The sequence below is a fragment of the Sulfitobacter dubius genome (assembly GCF_027214245.1).
GTDB classification, from domain to species: Bacteria; Pseudomonadota; Alphaproteobacteria; order Rhodobacterales; family Rhodobacteraceae; genus Sulfitobacter; species Sulfitobacter dubius_A.
Genome location: NZ_JAPWHM010000001.1, coordinates 652,072 through 673,159 on the forward strand (window position 1 = coordinate 652,072; position 21,088 = coordinate 673,159).

Here is a 21,088-nt window from a genome sequence, read left to right on the forward strand (position 1 = left end):
AGATCAAAGGCCGCGTATCAGGACTTCTCGATAGGGCCGCCTGCTTTTTCCCAGCCGCCGAAACCGTCCTTCAGATGCGCCGCGTCAAAGCCCATGTCTTGCAATGTCGCGACCGAGATGGCCGAGCGCCAGCCCGAGGCGCAGTGAAAGACGAACTTCTTGTCTTGGGCAAAAACCTCTTTGAAATAGGGGCTGTCGGGGTCGACCCAGAACTCCAACATGCCGCGCGGGCAGTGAAACGCACCGGGGATGAACCCGGTACGCTCGCGTTCGCGGGGATCACGCAGGTCGACGAATTGTACATTTACGTCGTCCAGCATGGCGATGGCCTCAATGCTGTCGATCTCTTCGATCCGGGCGCGGGCTTCGGCGACCATTTGCGCGGCGGTTTTCTTGAGGGCCATCAGGGTCTTCTCCTTACAGGTTGTTTAGCAACTCAGGCGTGGGCCAGCCATCGACGGGCATGCCAAGTCGGGCCTGTTCCGCGCGTACAGCAGCGCGGGTGCCGGAGCCGAGGATGCCATCTACATCGCCCACATCATAGCCCTTGGCTTGCAGTTTGCGTTGCAGCGTTTTCATCGCGTCGCCGCTAAGCCCCGGTTGCGGATTGCCTGCGTCGAAAACCTGTGCGCCTTCCAGCCGTGTGGCAAAATACGCGGCGGTCATGACGTAGGTAAAGCTCTGGTTCCACTCAAAATAAACCCTAAAATTCGGGTAGGCGATGAAGGCTGGCCCGCCGCGCCCTTGTGGCAGCAGGACCGAGGCAGTCAGCCCTTCGGCCAGCGGCCCGTTGCGGGGATAGACGCCCATCGCTTGCCATTCGGTGATGGGTTTGCTGGTCTCCAGCCCGGTTTGCGACCAGTTGAAATCCTGCGGCAGGGTGACTTCGGCCAGCCAAGGTTCACCCGCGCGCCAGCCAAGGCTTTGCAGCATTTTAGCACCTGACAGCAGCGCATCGGGGGCAGAGGTTTTCAGCGAGACGTCGCCATCGCCGTCGCCGTCCACACCGTTTTCGATGATGTCGCGCGGCAGCATTTGCACCATGCCGATTTCACCCGCCCAAGCGCCGGTGGTGGTGGCCGGGTCAAACTCACCGCGCTCGAAAAGCTCTAAAGCCGCAAAAAGCTGCGGGCGGAACAACTCGGGGCGGCGGCAGTCATGCGCCAGCGTGGCCAGCGCGTTGGCGGTGTTAAAGTCGCCTTGGATCGCGCCGTAGTCCGTCTCGAATGCCCAGAAGGCCAGCAGCACGCCACGGCTGACGCCATACTCGGATTCAGCCCGGTCAAAGACCGCGTCGTATTTCTCGGCCATGGCGCGGCCCCGGTTAATCCGGTTTTCCGAGATCAAGTGGCGCGAGAATTCGATGAAGGGCTTTTGGAACACGCCCTGCGCCTGATCCGCGCGCAGCACGGCGGGGTCTTGGCGCAGGCCAGCAAAAAACCGATCGGCGGTGGCAGGGTCGGCACCATTTGCCACGGCTTCGGCTTTTGCATCGGCGATGAAGCTAGAGAAATCACCGCCGCAGGCCGTTTGCGCAAAGGCGGTGGCGGGAAGGGTGAGGGCCGCAAGGGTGGCGGCTAAAAAAGTGGGGCGCATAGGTATCCTCTTGGTCACTGACAGGCCAGAACTAGGGCGATTGCCCACATCACCAACCATGCCTGCCAGAGGCGGGTGATGGCCGCATCGATCTCCTGAGGTCCGATGACGCGCGCCCCCGCGCCGTGCACCCAAGGAAACTGCTGCACCTGCCCATCATAGCTGCGCGGACCGGCGAGTGCCACACCTATGGCCCGCGCCATGGCGGCTTCCGGCCAACCGGCATTGGGCGAGCGGTGCAGCGCCGCGTCGGCCTTGATGTCGCGCCAGTGGTGCAGCACCCCGCCGGGGAGCGCGATGAGCAGCGCGGTCAGCCGTGCCGGGGCGAGATTCAGCAGGTCATCCATCCGCGCCGCGGCCCAGCCGAAATCGGCATAGCGCGGGGTGCGGTAGCCAATCATACTGTCGGCGGTATTGACGATCTTATAGACCAGCAGCCCCGGCAGCCCGCCCAGCAGGAACCAAAAGGCAGGGGCGATAATGCCGTCGCTGAGGTTCTCCGCGCCGCTTTCGATGGCCGAGCGTGCCACGGCGTCTGGGGGCATCTCGGCAGTGTCGCGGCTGACAATCATCGCCACCGCGCGGCGGCCAGCGGGCAGCGATTGGCGCAGACCGTCGGCCACGGCGCGCAGGTGCTCAACGAGGGAGCGTTGCGCCAGCAGAATCGCGGCGATGATAATCTCGGCCAGCGGGCCAAGAAGGCTCAGCACCCAGCCAAGGCACGCCATCCCGATCATCAGCGCCAGCAGCAGTGCCACGCCCTTCGCGCGTCGCGCTTGGCCGTGGTTCAACCGCCGATCCCCCCAGCCGATCAATCGCCCCATCAGCACTGCCGGATGCGGCAAGCGCCGCCAGAGCCATGCCGGTTCTCCAAGGGCCGCGTCGAGCAGCATGGCCAGCACGAGGATCGCGGCCGTGCTCATGCCAGCGCCTGCTCCAGCCGTGCCCAACCGTCTGCGGGCGGCAGGCCAAGGCGCAGCCAGCGTGAGTTATAGGGGAAGACTCGGGACCAGATGTGATGCTGGGCGAGGCGTTCCTGCCAAGCTTGCGCGTCATCGACCTCATAGAGCCGGAAAAGCGGGGTGCCGCCGACGGTTTGCGCCCCCGCTTCGGTCATCATTGTGTCGAGACGGGTGGCGTCAGTCGCTAACCGGGCCCGCGTCGCCTCGGCCCAAGTTTCATCCCGCAAAGCCGCCGCGCCGATATGCAATGCCGGGCCGCTTACCGGCCAAGGGCCGAGCATCTGGCCAAGCCGTGCCACCAAGGCCGGATCGCCGATGACAAAGCCCAGCCGCAGCCCGGCCAGCCCCCAGAACTTGCCAAAGCTTTTGAGGATCAGCGTGCCGGGTGTCGTGGCCTGCGCCATGAGGGTGGCGTTGGGCGTGATGTCGCAAAAGCTCTCGTCGATGATGCTGAGCGGGGCGGTGGTTTCCGTCGCGGGCCACAACCACCCGTCGGGGTTGTTGGGGTGAACGTGAACGGCGGCTTCGGTCTCGCCCGCCTCGACCACTTGCCAACCGTTCTCGGCAAAGCTTGCGGCATGTTCATTGTAGGTCGGGCCGGGGATGCGCACGCGGCCCTTCGGGGCGAGCGCCGGGATGCGGGCGATGGCCGAGGATGCGCCCGGCACGGCCAGCAGCGCAGCATCCGGTGGCATCTGCCAAAAGGCACGGGCGGCATCCACAAGCGCGGTTTGCGCTGCCGCATCGGGAAGCGCGTTCCACGCCTCAGCAGGCAGGGCGGGGATCGGGTAGGGCTGCGGATTGATCCCGGTCGACAGGTCGATCCAATCCGACCGCGCTCCGCCGAAACGCGCCGCTGCTGCATCGACACCGCCGCCATGGTCGCGCTGATCTGGCTGTTGCATCATCGTCCCCCTGCCGTTCTTGCTGCGGTGAAAGCGCAAAAGCGCTGCGCGATCAAGCGCCTTCCGCAAGGCAGGCAGGGAGAGGAGGGATCAGCCGCGCCCGTGCGGCGCATCGAAATCCAGCACCGGGTTGATCGGGATGATCCGATGCGGGTTAATCGTGTCGTGGCTGTAGTGGTAGTGCCGCACGATATGGTCGAAATTCACCGTCCCGGCCACGCCGGGCACCTGATAGAGTTCGCGCGTATAGGCCCAGATGTTCGGGTAATCGACGATCCGCTTGCGGTTACACTTGAAGTGCAGGTGATAGACCTTGTCGAAGCGCACCAGCGTGGTGAAGAGCCGCCAGTCGGCCTCGGTCATCTTATCGCCCGCAAGGTAGCGGTTCTGCGACAGGATGTTTTCGATCCAATCCAATGTGTCAAAGAGCGGATGCACGGCAGCGTCATAGGCCTCCTGCGTGGTGGCAAAACCGGCTTTGTAGACACCGTTGTTGAGCGTGTCATAGACGCGGGCGTTTACCTCTTCGATGCGGTCGTGCAGGGGGGCGGGGTAGTAGTCATCGCTATTGCCGGTGAGCTCATCAAAGGCGCTGTTGAACATGCGGATGATCTCGGCGCTCTCGTTGCTGACGATGGTCTCGCGCTCTTTGTCCCAGAGGATCGGCACGGTGACGCGGCCCGTGAAATTGGGATCGGCACGGGTGTAGATGTCGCGGGCATAGGGCAGGCCAAAGAGCGTATCGCCGGTGGCACCGGGGAAGTCCGTGTCAAAGGTCCAGCCTTCGCCCAACATGTCGGGATGCACGACCGAGACGTCGATATGATCCTCTAGCCCCTTCGACTGGCGGAAGATCAGCGCGCGATGTGCCCATGGGCAGGCATAGCTGACGTAGAGGTGATAGCGGCCCGATTCTGCCTTGAACCCGCCGTCGCCGCTAAGACCGGCGCTGCCGTCGGCGGTCACCCAGTTGCGAAACTGCGCTTCGCTGCGTTCAAATTTGCCGCCTGAGGATTTGGTATCATACCACTTGTCTTGCCATTTTCCGTCAACCAAAAGGCCCATCTTGTTCTCCTTTGCGCATTTGAGGGTATATTTAGGGCCACACGTGCGGACTGCACATCTTCATGGGCGCGCAGCCGCTCTGCGCTGGCGCAGGCTGCCGAAACGTCATCAATTCTTAACTTGAATTTCCTACGTTTTAGCCCAGCTTAGAAGGCATCAGCGGGGGGAAGATCATGGAAGAATTTCTGACCAAGGAAATACAAGCGGGTCTTGATGCCGCGCGCATGGAAAGCCTGCGCAAAGGGTCTCGCCTGCGGCTTGAGGTGGGCGGTGATGTCTACCGCGTGCTGCGCATGTGGAAGACCGGTTTTTCCGTTGATGCCGAAGACGCGCCCAAGCTGCGCGGGCTGGTCGACCTATATGATGGCAGCCTGCATCTGTTCCAATGTCTGATCGTGGCGAGCGAGGAAGACGCAGGCGAAATGCAGTATGAGTTCAAGCGCGCGACTGCCGTGGCGGACCGTCCGGCGCTTGATTTTGAACGCGCCAGTGATGCACCGCTGGGTCTCATCGAAGACGGCCGCGCCTGAAGCAGCGGAACGGCGGGTTAGCCCCGCCGTGCCGGCTTTCAATTATTGCAGATCGCTGAAGGCTTTGGCGAGCCTTTCGCAGGCTTCCTCGACCCGCGCGCGCGGCGTGGCGAGGTTGAAACGCATGAAGCTTTCGCCGCCGGTGCCAAATGTCGCGCCGTGGTTCGCAGCGATGGCGGCACTTTTCTCGACACGCTCCTGAAATTCCGCAGGCGCCATCCCGGTGCCAGAAAAGTCCACCCAAGCCAGATAGGTCGATTCCAGCGGCATAGAACTCAGGCCCGGAATCGCGTTCACCGCCTCGTCGAAGAGCTTTCGGTTGCCATCGAGATAGGCGGTCAGCTCGTCCACCCAAGCGGCCCCTTCGGGCGTATAGGCGGCGGTTGCCATAATCAGCCCAAAGGAGTTGGCCGACACGCCCAAGGCCGCCATGCGCTGGGCGAAGCGTTGGCGCAGTTTGGGGTCGTGAATGATGACGTTTCCGGTATGGCCGCCCGCGATGTTGAAGGTCTTGGTCGTGGCGGTCATCATCACCAGACGGTCTTCGATCCCGTCGATCTGTGCCATGGGGATGTGCTTGTGCCCCGGCATCACCAGATCATGGTGAATCTCATCCGAGACCAGCACCAGATCGTGCCGCTTGGCGAAATCGGCCACGCCTTGCAGTTCTTCGCGGCTCCAGACACGCCCGCCGGGGTTATGCGGCGAGCAGAGGATCACCATTTTCTCATCCCCGGTCATCAGGGCGTCATAGGCGTCGAAATCCATCTCATAGCGGCCCGAGGCATTGGTCAGCGGGCATTCCACCACGTGGCGTTCGGCGGCATTAATCACGCGGGCGAAGGCGTGATAGACCGGAGTGAACAGCACCACCCCATCACCGGGCTGGGTAAAGGCATCGACGCACATCGCGGTGCCGTTCACCAGACCGTGCGTGGTAAAGATCGCCTCGGCGTCGACCTTCCAACCGTGGCGGTTTTCCATCCACCATTGGATCGCGGCAAGGTATTCGCTGTCATCGCCGAAATACCCGTGCACCCCGTGGTCGATCTGGGCCTGAAGCGCGTCCTGCACCACTTGCGGCGGACGAAAATCCATATCGGCCACCCACATGGCGATGCCGCTGTCTGCAGGCACGCCATAGATCGCCTCCATCTTGTCCCATTTCGAACAATGGGTGCCGCGCCGGTCGATGATGTCGTCAAAGCTCATGCTGGTCTCTCCTGATATTGCGGCCAAGCTAACGGCTGCCGCAGGCGCTGCAAGCCCCCGGTTGCGCGATGCCCGGGCATGGCCTAAATGAGCGGGATGAAACGCCCGATCCTTTTGCACCCCGATCCACGGCTCAAGAAAGCCGCAGCCCCTGTCGCTGATCTCAGCGACGAGTTGCGCGTGCTGGGCGATGATATGTTGACCACGATGTATGACGCGCCGGGCATTGGCCTTGCCGCGCCGCAGATCGGCGTGCTGAGCCGGGTGATCGTTCTGGATTGCGTCAAGGAAGAGGGCGAAGCGCCGCGCCCGCTGTTGATGTTCAACCCTGAGATTGTGGCCTCTTCGGATGACCTCAGCACCTATGAGGAAGGCTGCCTGAGCATTCCTGAGCAATATGCCGATGTGACCCGCCCGGCTGAGGTTGAGGTCCGCTGGCTCGACCGCGACGGCAAAGAGCAGCAGGAGGCGTTTGACGGGCTCTGGGCGACCTGCGTTCAGCATGAGATCGACCACCTCGACGGGAAGCTGTTCATCGACTACCTCAAGCCGCTGAAGCGCCAGATGATCACCCGCAAGATGGTGAAACTGAAGCGCGAGTTGGCACGCGGATGAGCGTGCTGGAGGTTCTTCGTTGGCCCGATCCGCGACTGGCCGAGACCTGCGCGCCGATCGAAGAGATCACGCCAGAGATCGAGCGCCTTGCCGCCGATATGTTGGAGACGATGTATGCCGCGCCGGGGCGGGGCCTTGCCGGCCCGCAGGTCGGCGCAATGCTGCGGATCTTCGTAATGGACGCGGGCTGGAAGGAAGATAAATCGGACCCGCTGGTCTGCATCAACCCAATGTTTCAAGAGATCGGCGAAGAGCGCGTGACCAATACTGAAGGCTGCCTCAGCATTCCGGGCATCAGCACCGATATCTCGCGCCCGTCGCAGGTGCAGATGGTTTGGACCGGGCTGAACGGTGGCCGCTATGTGCAGAGTTTTGAAGGCGCCGCCGCGCTGATCGCGCAGCATGAGATGGATCACCTTGACGGTGTGGTGACCTTCGATCACCTCGACGCGGACACCCGCGCCGCCAAGATTGCGGAGTTCAACGCACAATGACCCTACGCCGCTACGTTGCATGGCCCGACAAACGCCTGCGCAGCCCTGCCGAACCCATTGAGGCTGTGACGGATGAAATCCGCACCCTCTGGGATGACATGATCGAGACGATGGACGCCATGCCCGGCGTCGGCCTTGCCGCGCCGCAGATCGGGGTGATGTTGCAGGTTGCGGTGGTCGACGCCTCCGAGGCGCGCAACAAGCGCATCCGGCTGGCGAACCCGGTGATCGTCGACGCCTCTGCTGTGCTACATCCTTACGAGGAAGCCAGCCCGAATCTGCCCGGTTTCAGCGCCGTGATCCGCCGCCCCCGCGGCGTGAAGGTGCGGTTTTTGGATGAGACGGGGGCCGAGGTTGAGCGTGATTTCGTCGGGCTTGAGGCCGTCAGCGTGCAACACCAGATCGACCATCTGGCGGGCAAGATGTATTTCGACAACCTCAGCAAAACCAAGCGCGACATGCTGTTGCGCAAAGCACGTAAACAGAACGGCTGACAGCCCAAAAGGCGCTGTCCGTCAGGAGTGAACAGATGCGACTGATCTTCATGGGCACGCCCGATTTTTCGGTGCCGATCCTCAATGCGCTGGTGCAGGGCGGGCATGAGATCTGCGCGGTCTATTGCCAGCCGCCACGCCCCGCCGGGCGCGGCAAGAAACCCCGCCCCAGCCCGGTGCAGCAACGTGCCGAAGAGATTGGTCTGCTGGTGCGCCACCCGGTATCGCTCAAACACCCCGAGCCGCAGGAAGAATTCGCCGAGCTTGATGCAGATGCGGCGGTGGTCGTGGCCTACGGTCTGATCTTGCCGCAGGCCATTCTGGACGCGCCGAAACATGGCTGTTTGAACATTCACGCGAGCCTGCTGCCGCGCTGGCGCGGGGCGGCGCCCATCCACCGTGCGATCATGGCGGGGGACGAAAAGACCGGCGTTTGTATCATGCAGATGGAAGCGGGGTTGGACACCGGGCCCGTGCTGCTCTGCGAAGAGACCGAGATCGGTGCGGCGGAGACCACAGCGGAACTGCACGACCGTCTGAGCGCCATGGGCGCGGTGGCGATCAACAAGGCGCTGTCGCAACTGTTGCAGCTTACCCCACAGCCCCAGCCCGAAGAAGGCGTCACCTATGCGGCCAAGATCGACAAGGCCGAGGCCAAGATCGACTGGACCCGCCCGGCGGTTGAGGTGGATCGTATGATCCGTGGCCTTTCACCCTTTCCCGGAGCGTGGTTCGAAATCGACGGCCAGCGGGTGAAGGTGCTGGGATCGGTGCTGGACGAAGGCACCGGCGCGGCGGGCGAGGTGCTGTCAGATAACCTGCGCATCGCTTGCGGCGACGGTGCCGTGCGACTTACGCGCTTGCAGCGCGCGGGCAAGGGCGCGCAGGACGCGGATGTGTTTCAGCGCGGCGCGCAGATCGCGGTGGGGCGGCGCTTGGGCGAAGGCTGAGGCGTCAGCTTTTCGGCGGGGTGCTTTTGTAGACTGGCAAGTGCCAGCCGAAATACAGCGATCCGGCCCGAAGCACCCAAGTCGTCACGGCACAGGCCAGCAGGGGATAGAGCCTCCCATCGAAATAGGGCGACAGCAGCACCGCCACCGCAGCGCCAGACAGGGCGGCCGTGGCGTAGAGTTCGCCTTGTGTCAGCACCAGTGGCAGTTGGCCGACGACCACATCGCGCATCAGCCCGCCCATACAACCGGTGATCATGCCCATGACGATGATGATCGGCGCGGATTGCTCTTGGGCCATCGCCACCCCCACGCCCGCCGCGACAGCGACGGCAAGCGCCAGACTGTCGAGCCAAATGAGCGTGCGAAATCGGCTTTCCAGAAGATGCGCGGTGAAAAACACCACCAGTGCCGCCGCGATGGCCACGCCGAGCATACTGGGGGTTTCAATCCAGAAGATCGGATTGCGGTCGAGCAAGAGGTCACGGATGGTGCCGCCGCCGACGGCGGTCAAGCAGGCGATAAAGGCAAAGCCCACGATATCAAGCTGCGCCCGGCTGGCGACCAGCGCGCCGGTGGTGGCAAAGACCAGCACGGCGGCATAGTCCAGCAGGGCCAGCAGGCTCACTTCTTGCCGCCGGGCTTAAAGGGGGCCATGCCAGCGCGGGCCAATTCATCGGCGCGTTCGTTTTCGGGGTGGCCGGCGTGGCCCTTGACCCATTTCCACGTCACATTATGCCGCGCGTTCGCCGCGTCCAGCCGTTGCCAAAGCTCGGCGTTTTTGACGGGTTTCTTGGCGGCATTTTTCCAGCCGTTCTTTTTCCAGCCAAAGATCCAGCCAGTGATGCCGTTTTTCACGTAGTTGCTGTCGGTCACGATGGTGATCTCGGTCGCCCGGCTGAGCGATTCCAGCGCCGAGATTGCGGCCATCAGTTCCATGCGGTTGTTGGTGGTCTGGCCTTCGCCGCCCTTCAACTCGCGCTCTTTGACGATCTTGTCACCGTCCATCGCGCGCATCAACACGCCCCAGCCGCCGGGGCCGGGATTGCCTGAGCAGGCTCCGTCTGTGTAGGCATAGAGGTCTGGCATATCGGCTCCCGTCGCGGTTTCAACGCGGTGTAGGCGGCTGGCGCGCGGCGGTCAATCAGGCGGGTTGGCGCAAGACGCGGGGCACCTTGAACTCAACGTTCTCCTGCGCGGTTTCGACCAGTTCAGTGGTCACGTCATAGCGGGCTTTGAAGGCGTCGATCACTTCATTGATCAGCACTTCGGGGGCCGATGCGCCTGCGGTGATGCCGATGCTGCCGATCCCCTCAAGCGCGCGCCAATCGATGTCGTCCGCTCGTTGCACCAGTTGCGCATAGGCGCAGCCCGCGCGGGCGCCGACTTCGACCAGACGTTTGGAGTTCGACGAATTCGGCGCGCCCACCACCAGCATCGCGTCGCATTTGGGCGCCATGGCTTTGACCGCTTCCTGACGGTTGGTGGTGGCGTAGCAGATGTCTTCTTTATGCGGGCCGATGATGGCCGGGAACCGCGTCTGAAGGGCCGCGACGATATCGGCGGTATCATCGACGCTGAGCGTGGTCTGGGTGACATAGGCCAGACGGGCCTCATCGCGCACGTCGACCCCGGCCACATCGTCGGGGGTTTCAACAAGCAACACGTCGCCATCGGGCAATTGGCCCATTGTGCCGACCGTCTCAGGGTGGCCCGCGTGGCCGATCATAATGATCTGGAGCCCTGCATCGGCATGGCGCTGTGCTTCGATATGGACCTTGGAGACCAGCGGGCAGGTGGCATCGACATAGATCATATTGCGCGCCTGCGCGGCGGAGGGCACGGATTTCGGCACGCCATGGGCCGAGAAAATCACCGGGCGGTCATCGGGGCATTCCGACAGTTCCTCGACAAAGACCGCGCCCTTGTCGCGCAGCCCGTCGACGACGAATTTGTTATGCACGATCTCATGGCGCACATAGACTGGCGCGCCCCATTTTTCGAGCGCCATTTCGACGATCTTGATCGCCCGATCCACGCCCGCGCAGAATCCGCGCGGCGCAGCGAGGTAGAGGGTCAAGGGCGTGTTGGTCATGGCAAAGTCTCCGAACGGCTTGGCGCAGAGGTAAGGGCTTGGGCGCGCTTCGTCCAGCCCGTCAGCCTTTCTTGGGCGCAGCCTCGCCCGCGGTGCCGTGAACGAGGGCAGCGGCCTGCGCCCGGTTGCGGATGCCCAATTTGCGGTAGCCTGATTTCGCATAGTCCGAGACGGTATGGATCGAGAGCTTGCAACGATGCGCGGTTTGCTGGCGGGTGTAGCCATGGGCCAGTAGGTTCACCACTTCGGCTTCGCGCGGGCTGAGTTTGCCAAAGGCCGATGGGCTCTCGGGCAGGGGCAGCGGGGCGGTGCCGGTCAGGTCTTCGATGCGGCGGTGCATCAGCAAGCAAAAGAGGCGAAGATCCTCGGCCACATCGCTAAAGCTCCGTTCAAATTCATCGGCCTCCATCCAGTTGCCGATGATGAAGCCGCCGAAACGTTCTGATCCTTTTAGCCGCATGGGCACCGCAAAGGCGGCATGCAGCCCTTCCCGTCCTGCGCGTGCGATCAGCGAATGCTCAGAGGGGGTGACATCGGGGTAAAGGTGCACGAAGGCCTGACCGATTGTCAGGACTTCATAGCTGTTGCACGAATGGTGGAGAAAAGGGTCATCCTCGGGGGGGAGGTCATCGTAAAGGTCGGGGATGGTGGATAAAAACTGGGCATCTTTAAAATCTGCCCCGACGCTGATGTGAATGGCGTGGGTGAAACCGATCTGTCGCAGCGCCTCTACAATGCCGTCCCAGAGCGTGCCTACATCCTGTAGCTTCTCCAGCCGCACCGCATCATCGAAAAGCATCATCCCTCACTTTAACCCCCCTTTTTCGGGGGGTCGTCTACTTCTACGGGAACGGGTACTGTAGGATCAAGGGGAACGCATGGGTTCATGTGCTGTATTGTATCTTCCCTGGGGTATTTTAGAAATTTCACAGGCCAGTGACGCCATTGTCACTGGTCTGTTATTCGTCTGCCTGCCTCAGTGGGGGCACGCACAAGAAGGCCACTGCTGCGGCTAGCAGCATGATTTCGGGCGAAAATAAGGCGGTTTGCGCTTAGTCTTGCGAGGTCGAGATCGGATCGCGCGGCGGGCGGCCAATGACATCACGCAGATCGTCAAGCTCGATAAAGTTATCGGCTTGGCGGCGCAGATCGTCAGAGATCATTGGCGGCTGGCTGCGAATCGTCGACACGACAGAAACGCGCACGCCTTGGCGTTGCAGGCTTTCGACCAGCGGGCGGAAGTCGCCGTCGCCGGAAAAGATCACGATATGGTCGACACGCGGTGCCAGTTCCATCGCATCAACGGCCAGTTCGATGTCCATGTCGCCTTTGACCTTACGGCGGCCCATGCTGTCGGTGTATTCCTTGGCCGGTTTGGTGACCATGGAAAAGCCGTTGTAGTTCAGCCAATCAACAAGCGGGCGGATCGGCGAATACTCATCGTTTTCCAGCAATGCGGTATAGTAGAAGGCGCGCAGCAGCTTGCCGCGACGCATGAACTCTTGCCGCAGCAGCTTGTAGTCGATGTCGAAGCCCAGCGTCTTTGCCGCGGCATAGAGGTTGGAGCCATCTATAAAAAGCGCCAACCGCTCATCTTTGTAGAACATTAATCTATCCTTTCGGCAGGCTTCGCCGTATTCCCGGTTTGAACTGTAATCGCCACGAATTAATAAATCCGTGACCTCTGGCGATGCCCCCACATCAGGGTGCATAACTAAGGCTTTTTAACAATGTCGCAAGACCCCGAGGGTATGGAATTAAGCAGTAGAGAGCCTATACGAAAGTATAGTCTCCTGATTGCGCTTGGCGGGAACCTCGGCTCTTCTGTCGGTGCGCCGCAAGAAACCCTGAAGTCAGCTTTGAAGCTGTTGCAAACCTCCGGCGCGGTGATTCGCGCGACCAGTGCATTCTATCATACTCCGGCTTTTCCTGCAGGAGCGGGGCCCGATTATGTGAATGCCGCAGCACGTCTGGAGGCACCGTGGGATCCCGCCAAGGCGCTTGGCGTCCTGCATCGGATCGAGGCACAGTTGGGTCGGGAGCGGGTGCAGCGTTGGGGCCAGCGCACATTGGATTTGGATTTGCTGGCCTGTGATGATATCGTGTTGCCAGACCGTAACACCCACAAGATGTGGCGTGATTTGCCGCTTGAGGCGCAGATTGGCCGCACGCCAGAGCAGTTGATCCTGCCGCATCCGCGCCTGCAAGACCGCGCTTTTGTGCTGGTGCCCCTGGCCGATGTGGCCCCCGATTGGGTGCATCCGCTGCTTGGGAAACCGGTCCGCGCGCTGCTTGATGCTATGCCTGAGCGGGATCGTGCCAGCGTGCGGCGTCTGTAATAACGGCTTGTAAATCTGCCCGAGGCGGCCTAAATACCGCACTTCTGGCAGCAAATGAGATATTGGAGGCTTCATGGCCCGCGTCACCGTCGAAGATTGTGTGGATAAGGTTCCGAACCGTTTCGAACTCGTTATGCTGGCCGCGCATCGTGCCCGTGAGATCTCTGCCGGATCGCAGCTGACCGTTGACCGCGACAACGACAAGAACCCCGTCGTGTCCCTGCGCGAAATCGCCGAAGAAACACAGTCGGCTGATGACCTGCGCGAGCGTCTGATCGAAAGCAACCAGAGCCAGATCGAAGTCGACGAACCCGAAGAAGACGCCATGGCGCTTTTGATGGGTGCCGAAGAGGACAAGCCCGAAGAAGACAGCATGTCCGAAGAAATGTTGCTGCGCCAGTTGATGGCCGCACAGGGGCAGGGCTAACCCCCGCGCCCCGGCCGGGGCTATGAGGCAGATGGCATGAACAGCGCCGACATCACTGCCGATGACCTGATTGCTCTTGTTCAAGGCTACAATCCGCGTACCAACGAACCCCTGATCCGCGCCGCTTTCGACTATGGGGCGCGGATGCATGAGGGGCAGTTTCGCCATTCCGGTGAACCCTATTTTACCCACCCCGTCGCTGTCGCTGCGATCCTCACGGAACAGCAGCTTGACGATGCGACGATCATCACCGCCCTTTTGCACGATACGATCGAAGACACCAAAGCGTCCTATGCCGAGGTGCAAAGCCTCTTTGGCGGCGAAGTGGCGGAATTGGTCGATGGTGTCACCAAGCTGACCAACCTTCAGCTCAATTCGACCGAGACCAAGCAGGCCGAGAATTTCCGCAAGCTCTTTATGGCGATGTCCAAGGATTTGCGCGTCATCCTCGTCAAGCTCGCCGACCGTTTGCACAACATGCGCACGATCAAATCCATGCGCCCGGACAAGCAGGTCAAAAAGGCGCGGGAGACGATGGACATCTACGCGCCGCTGGCGGGGCGCATGGGCATGCAGTGGATGCGCGAAGAGTTGGAAGACCTTGCGTTTCGCGTGCTCAACCCCGAGGCGCGCGCCTCGATCATTCGCCGCTTTATCACCCTGCAACGCGACACCGGCGATGTGATCCAGCGGATCACCGGCGACATGCGGGTGGAGTTGGAAAAAGCGGATATCGACGCCGAGGTTTTTGGCCGTGCCAAGAAACCCTATTCGATCTGGCGCAAGATGGAGGAGAAGGAGCAAAGCTTCTCCCGTCTGTCCGACATTTACGGCTTTCGCGTTATCACCGCCTCTGACGAGGATTGCTACCGCACACTCGGCGCGATCCATCGCCGCTGGCGCGCGGTGCCGGGGCGGTTCAAGGATTACATCAGCCAGCCCAAGACCAACGGCTATCGCTCGATCCATACCACCGTCTCGGGCCGCGATGGCAAGCGGGTGGAAGTGCAGATCCGCACCCGGCAGATGCATGACGTGGCCGAGACCGGCGTCGCCGCGCATTGGTCCTACCGCGATGGTGTGCGTAGCCGAAACCCCTTTGCCGTTGATCCCGCCAAATGGATCAGCCAGCTGACCGAGCAGTTCGACGCCGAGACCGACCACGAGGATTTCCTCGAAGCGGTGAAGCTTGAGATGTACGCGGATCAGGTCTTCTGCTTCACGCCCAAAGGCGATGTGGTGAAACTGCCGCGCGGGGCGACGCCGATTGATTTTGCCTATGCGATCCACACGCGGATCGGCAACGCCTGCGTTGGGGCCAAGGTCGACGGGATGCGCGTGCCGCTCTGGACGCGGATCAAAAACGGCCAGTCGATTGAGATCACCACCGCGCAGGGGCAAACACCGCAGGTCACATGGCTTGATATCGCCACCACCGGCAAGGCCAAGTCCGCAATCCGGCGGTCCCTGCGCGAGGTCGACCGCGAGCGCTTTATCAAGCTGGGTCGCGAATTGGCGCGCTCGGCCTTTGCGCAGGTCGGCAAGAAAGCCACCGACAAGGTGTTGCATACGGTCGCCAAGAACATGCGGCTCAACGGCCCCGACGAGGTGCTCGCCCGGCTTGGCAGTTCCGAACTCACAGGCCGCGAAGTGGTGGAATGCGTCTATCCCGACCTTGCCCCGCAAAAGGGCGAGCAGATCGACGTGCGCCGCGCCGTCGTCGGGTTGGAGCCGGGCCAGAGCTTTGACCGCGCGCCCTGCTGCACGCCGCTGCCCGGTGAGCGGATCGTCGGCATTACCTTCCGCGGCAAGGGCGTGACCGTCCACTCAATCGACTGCGACCGCCTGTCGGAATACGAAGACCAGCCCGAGCGTTGGCTGGATCTGCGTTGGCACGATGGCAGCCACCCGGCGGTCTATACCTGCGCGCTGGACATCACCATCGGCAACGGCGCGGGCGTCCTGGGGCGGGTCTGCACCTTGATCGGCGAAGCCTCGGCCAATATCTCTGATTTGGAGTTTGTGGAGCGCAAGCCTGACTTTTACCGTTTGGTGGTCTATGTGGATCTCAGAGACGTAAGTCACCTGCATTCGTTGATGTCCACGATCGAAGCCGAAAGTGAAGTCGCCGATGTCAGCAGGCACCGCAATATGAGCATGGGAAAGACTGTCGAAAAGACCGACTGACCCCGCGCAGACGAAACGCCGATATTGGACCTGAGACTTGATTTTCAAACGCCGCGATCCGAAACCGACCCTGCGCGCGCTGGCCGAGTTTCTGTGGCCGCGCGGTGGTTGGACACGTGCGTTTCACTACGTCAAGCACCGGATGCGGCGGCTGCCCGACAGCCCCGAGCGTATCGCGCGCGGCATCTGGGCCGGGGTCTTTACCACCTTCACGCCCTTCTATGGTCTGCACTTCATCGTGGCGGCACTGATCGGGCGGGTGATGCGGGCCAATATCCTTGCCGCCCTTATGGCGACCTTTTTTGGTAACCCGCTGACCTATGTCCCCATCGGCATCGCGGCCCTGCAGACCGGGCATTGGATCCTTGGCGCGCCCGTGGCTCCGAAAGAGCATCGCTCCTTCGGGGGGAAGTTTCTGGACGCGGGTCGCGATCTGCAAGAGAACTTTGTCGCGATTTTTACCGATAGCCAGATGGATTGGACGGGGCTGACCGCCTTCTTCCATCAGGTCTTCTACCCCTATCTGATCGGGGGCATCCTGCCAGGGATGATCTGCGCCTCTATCGCCTATTACATCTCGGTGCCGGTACTGCGGGCTTACCAAAAGCGACGGCGCGGGATGATCAAAGCCAAGTTCGAGGCGCTCAAGCATAAGGCGGCGCAAAAGGCCGAGGCCAAGCGCCACGCGGACTGAGGCTTTCAGGGCATCAATTTTCCGGAAAAACCGCTTCCCCCTATGGGGTTGGCGAAATTTCCGACCTATGGTCGGGCAAGTGATGCAAGGGGAATCGAGATGGCGGATCAACCAAAGCTGAGATTGGGCGTGAACATTGACCATGTGGCGACCGTGCGCAACGCGCGGGGCGGCGCCTATCCCGACCCGCTGCGCGCGGCCAAGATCGCGGAAAAGGCTGGCGCCGATGGCATCACCGCGCATCTGCGCGAAGACCGGCGGCATATCTCTGACGCCGATATCGAAGGGTTGATGGAGGTGCTTTCCGTCCCGCTGAACTTTGAGATGGCCGCCACCGACGAGATGCAAAAGATTGCCCTGCATCATAAGCCACACGCTGTTTGTATCGTGCCTGAAAAACGCGAAGAGCGCACCACCGAGGGCGGGCTGGAAGTCGCCCGCGAGGAGAACAAGCTGGCCCATTTCATCGCGCCCCTGCGCGAGGCGGGCAGCCGGGTGTCAATCTTCATCGCGGCCGAGCCTGCGCAGATCGAAGCCGCCAATCGCATCGGCGCAGAGGTGATCGAACTGCACACCGGCGCCTATTGCGATGCCTTCGCCGAAGGCCGCTGGGACGAGGCGGATGTCGAGCTTAACAAGCTGCGCGAGATGTCGAATTTCGCAGCTTCCCTCGGGCTTGAGGTTCATGCCGGACACGGGCTGACCTATGACACGGTGACCCCCATCGCCGCCTTTCCAGAGGTGCGCGAACTCAACATCGGGCACTTCCTGATCGGAGAGGCGATATTCCTCGGGCTGGAACCCGCCATCGCCGAGATGCGCCGCCTGATGGATGAGGCCCGCGAGGGCTAAGCCCGCTGGTCTTCGGTGGCGAAAATCCACTCAATGGATGCCTTCTTCTGGACCCAAAACGGCTTTGACTGCGTTGGGCCGCCAGACTGGTTAACAAACCTAAGGAGGCACCAATGAGCGACCATATCGACACACTGAAGAAGCTCCACACCCGCCTAATCGACAGCCGCGACGGCTATCGTGAATCCCGCAAGCAGGTCTCGGATGAGGCCGCTTTCGTCGGCTTCTTTGACCAACGCATCGCTGAGCGCGAGAAGTTCCACACCGAATTGCACCGCCAGTTGGGCGTCGACGGCGTGGATGTCTCCGAAGAAGGCTCCGCCGCTGCATCGGCCCACCGTGGTTGGCTGAAACTGCGCGACGCGGTGACCGGCGATGACGAAGCCGTCTATGACGAAATCGTCAACGGCGAAGCCGCATTGGTCGAAAACTACGACGATGCGATCAAAGCCACCGCTGGCCGCCCCGGTTATGAGTTCCTGACCGAGCAGCGCGCCTCTGTGCAGCGCGCCATTGATGAGGCGAAAGCCGAAAAAGCGCGCCACGCCACGGCCTAAGCTGCGCGACATCCAGAGTTTAACGCCGTCCCGTTCCGCGGGACGGCGTTTTCGCGTCGTATTGCTGCTTTTCCTCGGCAACGGCGCATGATCTATTGTCGGGAAAGGGCGCATCGGCCCGTCACGCGACAAGAATGGCACCCAATGATCCTCGGCATCGGTACTGATTTGGCAAATATCGAGCGTATCCAAGGCACGCTCGACCGCTTTGGCGACCGTTTCCGCAATCGTGTTTTTACGGACGTGGAACAACGCAAGGCCGAGCGTCGCCGCGATGTCGCGGGAACTTACGCCAAACGCTGGGCCGCGAAGGAGGCGTGTTCTAAGGCGCTTGGCACCGGGCTGCGCATGGGCATTGCGTGGCGCGACATGGCGGTCAGCAATCTGCGCACCGGCCAGCCGGTGATGGAAGTGACAGGCTGGGCCGCCGATCGTCTGGCCGCGATGACCCCGCCGGGGCACGAGGCGATCATCCATGTCACCCTGACCGACGATCACCCTTGGGCGCAGGCTTTTGTGGTGATCGAAGCGCGCCCCCTTGCCGATTAAGACCGCTCAGACTGGCGCGCCCCGCCGTTTCGCGTCATATGCACGCGGGGCAGGCCGATCCGGCCCCGCGTCACTTGACTTGGCCCGCACGGCCCCGCATGTAACCCCAAACCGATATGTCAGGAGCGCCGCATGGCCGCTAAGGAAAAAACCGGCAACGCCTTTGTCGAAACTATCAAGACAATCTTCTGGGCGCTGCTGATCGCCGGTGTCTTTCGGACCCTGTTCTTCCAGCCCTTCTGGATCCCTTCGGGGTCGATGAAAGAGACGCTGCTGATCGGCGATTTCCTTTTCGTAAACAAGATGGCTTACGGCTATTCCTATGCGTCTTGCCCCAGCCTGATGCTCCCCGGTGTCGGGATCGAGATCGACGCCAAGGATGTCTGCGGAGTGTTCGACGGCGACAATGAGCGTCTCTTCGGGTCCGAGCCTGAGCGCGGCGATGTGGTGGTCTTCCGTCACCCCGTGTCGGGCCGCGACTACATCAAGCGTCTGATCGGTCTGCCGGGGGACAAGGTCCAGATCCAAAACGGCGTTATCAGCCTGAACGGTACCCCGGTCAAAGTTGAGGATGCAGGCACCTTTGAAGAGGTCATGGCCCCCCAAGGTCCACAGCAGCTGCGTCCGCGCTGCGAAAACGGCCCCGTTGGCCAAGGCGGCACCTGCGTCAAAAGCCGCCAGATCGAAACGCTGCCCAATGGGGTTTCGCACCCGATCTTGAACATCACCAACCAGCAGTCGGACAACACGGGCGTCTATACCGTACCTGAGGGGCATTACTTCTTCATGGGCGACAACCGCGACAACTCTGCCGACAGCCGTCTGGCGCAGCGTGCGGGTGGCGTGGGTTTCGTGCCCTTCGAGAACCTCATTGGCCGCGCGGATCGCATTATGTTCAGCTCTGCCGGGCGTTCGATGCTGTTCTTCTGGACATGGCGCAGCGACCGTTTCTTCGAAGCTGTCAGATGAAGCTAAGCGGAGACCTCAAAGCCTTCGAGGCGCGGATCGGCCATCACTTCGGCAAGCCGGAGCTGCTGGTTCGCGCGGTGACCCATGCCTCAATGTCCTCGGCCAATCGCGATGACAACCAACGGTTGGAGTTTTTAGGCGACCGGGTGCTGGGCCTTGTCATGGCGGAGGCGCTGCTGGCGCTTGATCCCGGCGCGACAGAGGGCCAGTTGGCCCCGCGTTTCAATGCGCTGGTGCGAAAGGAAACCTGCGCCGATGTCGCGCGTGAGATTGATCTGGGCAAGGTGCTAAAGCTCGGTCGGTCAGAGATGATCTCCGGCGGGCGGCGCAAGCAGGCGCTTTTGGGCGACGCTATCGAGGCGGTGATTGCCGCCGTTTATCTGGATGGCGGGTTTGACGCGGCCAAAGACCTCGTGTTGCGGATGTGGGGCAACCGGCTGAAAACCGTCAAGGAAGATGCGCGTGATGCCAAGACCGCGCTGCAGGAATGGGCGCAGGCGCGCGGGCTGAACCCGCCGCGCTACGTGCAGACTGACCGCAGCGGCCCGGACCACGCGCCGGTCTTTACCATTACCGCGCGGCTGGACAACGGCGCCGAAGCCGCCGCCACCGCGCCCTCAAAACGCGCTGCCGAACAGGCCGCCGCCAGCACATTGCTGCGGCAATTGGAGAAGAACTCATGACCACCCGTGCCGGATTCGTCGCCCTGATCGGAGAGCCCAACGCGGGCAAATCCACGCTGTTGAATCGCATGGTGGGGGCCAAGGTTTCGATCGTGACGCATAAGGTCCAGACGACCCGCGCCCGGATTCGTGGCGTGGCGATGGAGGGCGAGACGCAACTGGTTTTCGTCGACACCCCCGGCCTGTTCCAACCGCGCCGCCGTCTGGACCGTGCTATGGTCGCCGCCGCCTGGGGCGGGGCCGCGGATGCCGATGTGATCGTGCTGCTGATCGAAGCGCACCGCGGGATGACCGAGGGCGTTGAGCGTATCCTTGAGGAACTCGGCAACATCGCCAAAGGCCGCCGCGTGGCGCTGGCGATTAACAAAATCGACCGCGTTGAGGCCCCCGTCCTTCTGGGGTTGGCCGAGAAGATGAACGCGCGTTTCGACTTTACCGAGACCTTCATGATCTCCGCCGAGCGCGGTCACGGCATCGACACGCTGCGCGAGTGGCTGGCGGGAGAGGTGCCGGAAGGCCCGTGGCTCTACCCCGAGGATCAAATCGCCGATCTGCCGATGCGCAACATCGCGGCTGAGATCACCCGTGAGAAGCTGACCCTGCGCTTGCATCAGGAACTGCCCTATCAGCTCACCGTCGAGACCGAGAACTGGGAAGAGCGCAAGGACGGCTCCGCCCGGATCGACCAATTGGTCTATGTGATCCGCGACGGCCACAAGGGCATCGTGCTGGGCAATAAGGGCGAAACGATCAAGGCCGTGGGCAAAGCGGCGCGGGAAGAGCTTGAAGAATTTCTGGGCCGCAAGGTGCATCTGTTCTTGCAGGTCAAGGTTCGCGCCAACTGGCTGGAAGAGGCCGAGCGTTACTCCGAGATGGGCTTGGATTTCAAAGATGGCAACGACTGAGCGTAAAG

26 protein-coding genes are annotated in these 21,088 nt (G+C 61.9%); 15 read left to right on the forward strand and 11 right to left on the reverse strand.

Annotation, left to right across the window (positions count from 1 at the left end; translation table 11 throughout):
• Positions 1-17: 17 nt before the first annotated feature.
• The 5 genes from O4H31_RS03130 to O4H31_RS03150 all read right to left on the reverse strand — a co-directional run bounded on the left by O4H31_RS03130 (position 18) and on the right by O4H31_RS03150 (position 4,528).
• Positions 18-404, reverse strand: coding sequence for a rhodanese-like domain-containing protein (locus O4H31_RS03130; protein WP_269342679.1), 387 nt, complete (start codon positions 402-404; stop codon positions 18-20).
• Between the two features lie 13 nt (positions 405-417).
• Positions 418-1,596, reverse strand: coding sequence for a lytic murein transglycosylase (locus tag O4H31_RS03135; protein WP_269342681.1), 1,179 nt, complete (start codon positions 1,594-1,596; stop codon positions 418-420).
• Positions 1,597-1,610: 14 nt separating this feature from the next.
• Positions 1,611-2,519: an adenosylcobinamide-phosphate synthase CbiB gene (gene cbiB, locus O4H31_RS03140; RefSeq protein ID WP_269342683.1), complete on the reverse strand. Its 909-nt coding sequence runs from the start codon at positions 2,517-2,519 to the stop codon at positions 1,611-1,613.
• A complete protein-coding gene (gene cobD / locus O4H31_RS03145) occupies positions 2,516-3,463 on the reverse strand; it encodes a threonine-phosphate decarboxylase CobD (protein ID WP_269342685.1) in 948 nt (315 codons plus the stop codon). Before cobD ends, cbiB begins: the two co-directional genes overlap by 4 nt.
• A 90-nt stretch (positions 3,464-3,553) precedes the next feature.
• Entirely contained in the window at positions 3,554-4,528 is a 975-nt protein-coding gene (locus O4H31_RS03150) for a glutathione S-transferase family protein (protein ID WP_269342686.1), read from the reverse strand.
• 173 nt (positions 4,529-4,701) lie between these two features.
• Between O4H31_RS03150 and O4H31_RS03155 the strand changes: the two genes are divergently transcribed.
• Positions 4,702-5,058, forward strand: coding sequence for a hypothetical protein (locus O4H31_RS03155; RefSeq protein ID WP_269342689.1), 357 nt, complete (start codon positions 4,702-4,704; stop codon positions 5,056-5,058).
• A gap of 42 nt (positions 5,059-5,100) precedes the next feature.
• On the opposite strand, the gene O4H31_RS03160 is transcribed toward O4H31_RS03155, so the two are convergent.
• Positions 5,101-6,270 carry a MalY/PatB family protein gene (locus tag O4H31_RS03160; RefSeq protein ID WP_269342691.1) on the reverse strand — a complete coding sequence of 390 codons (1,170 nt, stop codon included), beginning with the start codon at positions 6,268-6,270 and terminating at the stop codon, positions 5,101-5,103.
• Between the two features lie 96 nt (positions 6,271-6,366).
• Between O4H31_RS03160 and def (O4H31_RS03165) the strand changes: the two genes are divergently transcribed.
• From def (O4H31_RS03165) to fmt, 4 genes are read left to right on the forward strand one after another with little or no spacing between them, the layout of a single operon-like run.
• Positions 6,367-6,885: a peptide deformylase gene (def, locus tag O4H31_RS03165; RefSeq protein WP_067627668.1), complete on the forward strand. Its 519-nt coding sequence runs from the start codon at positions 6,367-6,369 to the stop codon at positions 6,883-6,885.
• Positions 6,882-7,379: a peptide deformylase gene (def, locus tag O4H31_RS03170; protein ID WP_269342697.1), complete on the forward strand. Its 498-nt coding sequence runs from the start codon at positions 6,882-6,884 to the stop codon at positions 7,377-7,379. Before def (O4H31_RS03165) ends, def (O4H31_RS03170) begins: the two co-directional genes overlap by 4 nt.
• Positions 7,376-7,873, forward strand: a complete 498-nt coding sequence (gene def, locus O4H31_RS03175) for a peptide deformylase (protein ID WP_269342699.1) — start codon at positions 7,376-7,378, stop codon at positions 7,871-7,873. The genes def (O4H31_RS03170) and def (O4H31_RS03175) overlap by 4 nt, the downstream gene beginning before the upstream one ends.
• Positions 7,874-7,908: 35 nt before the next feature.
• Positions 7,909-8,823 carry a methionyl-tRNA formyltransferase gene (gene fmt, locus O4H31_RS03180; protein ID WP_269342701.1) on the forward strand — a complete coding sequence of 305 codons (915 nt, stop codon included), beginning with the start codon at positions 7,909-7,911 and terminating at the stop codon, positions 8,821-8,823.
• 4 nt (positions 8,824-8,827) lie between these two features.
• On the opposite strand, the gene O4H31_RS03185 is transcribed toward fmt, so the two are convergent.
• The 5 genes from O4H31_RS03185 to O4H31_RS03205 form a co-directional block, all read right to left on the reverse strand.
• Positions 8,828-9,451: a trimeric intracellular cation channel family protein gene (locus O4H31_RS03185; RefSeq protein ID WP_269342703.1), complete on the reverse strand. Its 624-nt coding sequence runs from the start codon at positions 9,449-9,451 to the stop codon at positions 8,828-8,830.
• Positions 9,448-9,912 (reverse strand): ribonuclease HI, encoded by a 465-nt coding sequence (gene rnhA / locus O4H31_RS03190; RefSeq protein WP_093927393.1) that lies wholly within the window; start codon positions 9,910-9,912, stop codon positions 9,448-9,450. Before rnhA ends, O4H31_RS03185 begins: the two co-directional genes overlap by 4 nt.
• A 55-nt stretch (positions 9,913-9,967) precedes the next feature.
• Positions 9,968-10,918, reverse strand: a complete 951-nt coding sequence (gene ispH / locus O4H31_RS03195; protein ID WP_269342706.1) for a 4-hydroxy-3-methylbut-2-enyl diphosphate reductase — start codon at positions 10,916-10,918, stop codon at positions 9,968-9,970.
• Positions 10,919-10,979: 61 nt separating this feature from the next.
• Entirely contained in the window at positions 10,980-11,720 is a 741-nt protein-coding gene (locus tag O4H31_RS03200) for a helix-turn-helix transcriptional regulator (RefSeq protein WP_269342708.1), read from the reverse strand.
• Positions 11,721-11,970: 250 nt separating this feature from the next.
• Positions 11,971-12,525 (reverse strand): NYN domain-containing protein, encoded by a 555-nt coding sequence (locus O4H31_RS03205; protein WP_067627693.1) that lies wholly within the window; start codon positions 12,523-12,525, stop codon positions 11,971-11,973.
• Positions 12,526-12,648: 123 nt separating this feature from the next.
• On the opposite strand from O4H31_RS03205, the gene folK reads away from it, so the two are divergent.
• The 10 genes from folK to era all read left to right on the forward strand — a co-directional run bounded on the left by folK (position 12,649) and on the right by era (position 21,080).
• The gene (gene folK / locus O4H31_RS03210; protein ID WP_269342711.1) at positions 12,649-13,257 is read left to right on the forward strand and encodes a 2-amino-4-hydroxy-6-hydroxymethyldihydropteridine diphosphokinase; all 609 of its coding nucleotides are present in this window, start codon (positions 12,649-12,651) and stop codon (positions 13,255-13,257) included.
• Positions 13,258-13,330: 73 nt separating this feature from the next.
• On the forward strand, positions 13,331-13,684 hold the full coding sequence (gene rpoZ / locus O4H31_RS03215) for a DNA-directed RNA polymerase subunit omega (RefSeq protein ID WP_067264606.1): 354 nt from the start codon (positions 13,331-13,333) through the stop codon (positions 13,682-13,684).
• Positions 13,685-13,720: 36 nt separating this feature from the next.
• Positions 13,721-15,871, forward strand: a complete 2,151-nt coding sequence (locus tag O4H31_RS03220) for a RelA/SpoT family protein (RefSeq protein ID WP_067627699.1) — start codon at positions 13,721-13,723, stop codon at positions 15,869-15,871.
• A 37-nt stretch (positions 15,872-15,908) separates the two neighbouring features.
• Positions 15,909-16,565 carry a DUF2062 domain-containing protein gene (locus tag O4H31_RS03225; RefSeq protein WP_067627702.1) on the forward strand — a complete coding sequence of 219 codons (657 nt, stop codon included), beginning with the start codon at positions 15,909-15,911 and terminating at the stop codon, positions 16,563-16,565.
• Between the two features lie 99 nt (positions 16,566-16,664).
• Positions 16,665-17,417: a pyridoxine 5'-phosphate synthase gene (locus O4H31_RS03230; RefSeq protein WP_269342717.1), complete on the forward strand. Its 753-nt coding sequence runs from the start codon at positions 16,665-16,667 to the stop codon at positions 17,415-17,417.
• A gap of 113 nt (positions 17,418-17,530) precedes the next feature.
• On the forward strand, positions 17,531-17,974 hold the full coding sequence (locus O4H31_RS03235; protein ID WP_269342719.1) for a PA2169 family four-helix-bundle protein: 444 nt from the start codon (positions 17,531-17,533) through the stop codon (positions 17,972-17,974).
• Positions 17,975-18,118: 144 nt separating this feature from the next.
• Positions 18,119-18,523, forward strand: a complete 405-nt coding sequence (gene acpS / locus O4H31_RS03240) for a holo-ACP synthase (protein WP_132443813.1) — start codon at positions 18,119-18,121, stop codon at positions 18,521-18,523.
• 132 nt (positions 18,524-18,655) lie between these two features.
• Positions 18,656-19,492: a signal peptidase I gene (gene lepB, locus O4H31_RS03245; protein ID WP_067935565.1), complete on the forward strand. Its 837-nt coding sequence runs from the start codon at positions 18,656-18,658 to the stop codon at positions 19,490-19,492.
• A complete protein-coding gene (gene rnc / locus O4H31_RS03250; protein ID WP_269342723.1) occupies positions 19,489-20,175 on the forward strand; it encodes a ribonuclease III in 687 nt (228 codons plus the stop codon). The genes lepB and rnc overlap by 4 nt, the downstream gene beginning before the upstream one ends.
• Entirely contained in the window at positions 20,172-21,080 is a 909-nt protein-coding gene (era, locus tag O4H31_RS03255; RefSeq protein ID WP_269342725.1) for a GTPase Era, read from the forward strand. The genes rnc and era overlap by 4 nt, the downstream gene beginning before the upstream one ends.
• Positions 21,081-21,088 lie beyond the last annotated feature (8 nt).

Excerpts from the sequence above, each read along its gene's own strand:
- O4H31_RS03205 (WP_067627693.1), bottom strand. The coding sequence starts at position 12,525 with ATGTTCTACAAAGATGAGCGGTTGGCGCTTTTTATAGATGGCTCCAAC.
- cobD (WP_269342685.1), bottom strand. The coding sequence starts at position 3,463 with ATGCAACAGCCAGATCAGCGCGACCATGGCGGCGGTGTCGATGCAGCA.
- def (WP_067627668.1), top strand. The coding sequence starts at position 6,367 with ATGAAACGCCCGATCCTTTTGCACCCCGATCCACGGCTCAAGAAAGCC.
- fmt (WP_269342701.1), top strand. The coding sequence starts at position 7,909 with ATGCGACTGATCTTCATGGGCACGCCCGATTTTTCGGTGCCGATCCTC.
- def (WP_269342699.1), top strand. The coding sequence starts at position 7,376 with ATGACCCTACGCCGCTACGTTGCATGGCCCGACAAACGCCTGCGCAGC.
- lepB (WP_067935565.1), top strand. The coding sequence starts at position 18,656 with ATGGCCGCTAAGGAAAAAACCGGCAACGCCTTTGTCGAAACTATCAAG.
- O4H31_RS03135 (WP_269342681.1), bottom strand. The coding sequence starts at position 1,596 with ATGCGCCCCACTTTTTTAGCCGCCACCCTTGCGGCCCTCACCCTTCCC.
- cbiB (WP_269342683.1), bottom strand. The coding sequence starts at position 2,519 with ATGAGCACGGCCGCGATCCTCGTGCTGGCCATGCTGCTCGACGCGGCC.
- O4H31_RS03150 (WP_269342686.1), bottom strand. The coding sequence starts at position 4,528 with ATGGGCCTTTTGGTTGACGGAAAATGGCAAGACAAGTGGTATGATACC.
- rnc (WP_269342723.1), top strand. The coding sequence starts at position 19,489 with ATGAAGCTAAGCGGAGACCTCAAAGCCTTCGAGGCGCGGATCGGCCAT.
- rnhA (WP_093927393.1), bottom strand. The coding sequence starts at position 9,912 with ATGCCAGACCTCTATGCCTACACAGACGGAGCCTGCTCAGGCAATCCC.
- O4H31_RS03155 (WP_269342689.1), top strand. The coding sequence starts at position 4,702 with ATGGAAGAATTTCTGACCAAGGAAATACAAGCGGGTCTTGATGCCGCG.
- O4H31_RS03130 (WP_269342679.1), bottom strand. The coding sequence starts at position 404 with ATGGCCCTCAAGAAAACCGCCGCGCAAATGGTCGCCGAAGCCCGCGCC.
- O4H31_RS03220 (WP_067627699.1), top strand. The coding sequence starts at position 13,721 with ATGAACAGCGCCGACATCACTGCCGATGACCTGATTGCTCTTGTTCAA.
- O4H31_RS03200 (WP_269342708.1), bottom strand. The coding sequence starts at position 11,720 with ATGATGCTTTTCGATGATGCGGTGCGGCTGGAGAAGCTACAGGATGTA.
- rpoZ (WP_067264606.1), top strand. The coding sequence starts at position 13,331 with ATGGCCCGCGTCACCGTCGAAGATTGTGTGGATAAGGTTCCGAACCGT.
- ispH (WP_269342706.1), bottom strand. The coding sequence starts at position 10,918 with ATGACCAACACGCCCTTGACCCTCTACCTCGCTGCGCCGCGCGGATTC.
- def (WP_269342697.1), top strand. The coding sequence starts at position 6,882 with ATGAGCGTGCTGGAGGTTCTTCGTTGGCCCGATCCGCGACTGGCCGAG.
- O4H31_RS03235 (WP_269342719.1), top strand. The coding sequence starts at position 17,531 with ATGAGCGACCATATCGACACACTGAAGAAGCTCCACACCCGCCTAATC.
- folK (WP_269342711.1), top strand. The coding sequence starts at position 12,649 with ATGTCGCAAGACCCCGAGGGTATGGAATTAAGCAGTAGAGAGCCTATA.
- O4H31_RS03160 (WP_269342691.1), bottom strand. The coding sequence starts at position 6,270 with ATGAGCTTTGACGACATCATCGACCGGCGCGGCACCCATTGTTCGAAA.
- era (WP_269342725.1), top strand. The coding sequence starts at position 20,172 with ATGACCACCCGTGCCGGATTCGTCGCCCTGATCGGAGAGCCCAACGCG.
- acpS (WP_132443813.1), top strand. The coding sequence starts at position 18,119 with ATGATCCTCGGCATCGGTACTGATTTGGCAAATATCGAGCGTATCCAA.
- O4H31_RS03230 (WP_269342717.1), top strand. The coding sequence starts at position 16,665 with ATGGCGGATCAACCAAAGCTGAGATTGGGCGTGAACATTGACCATGTG.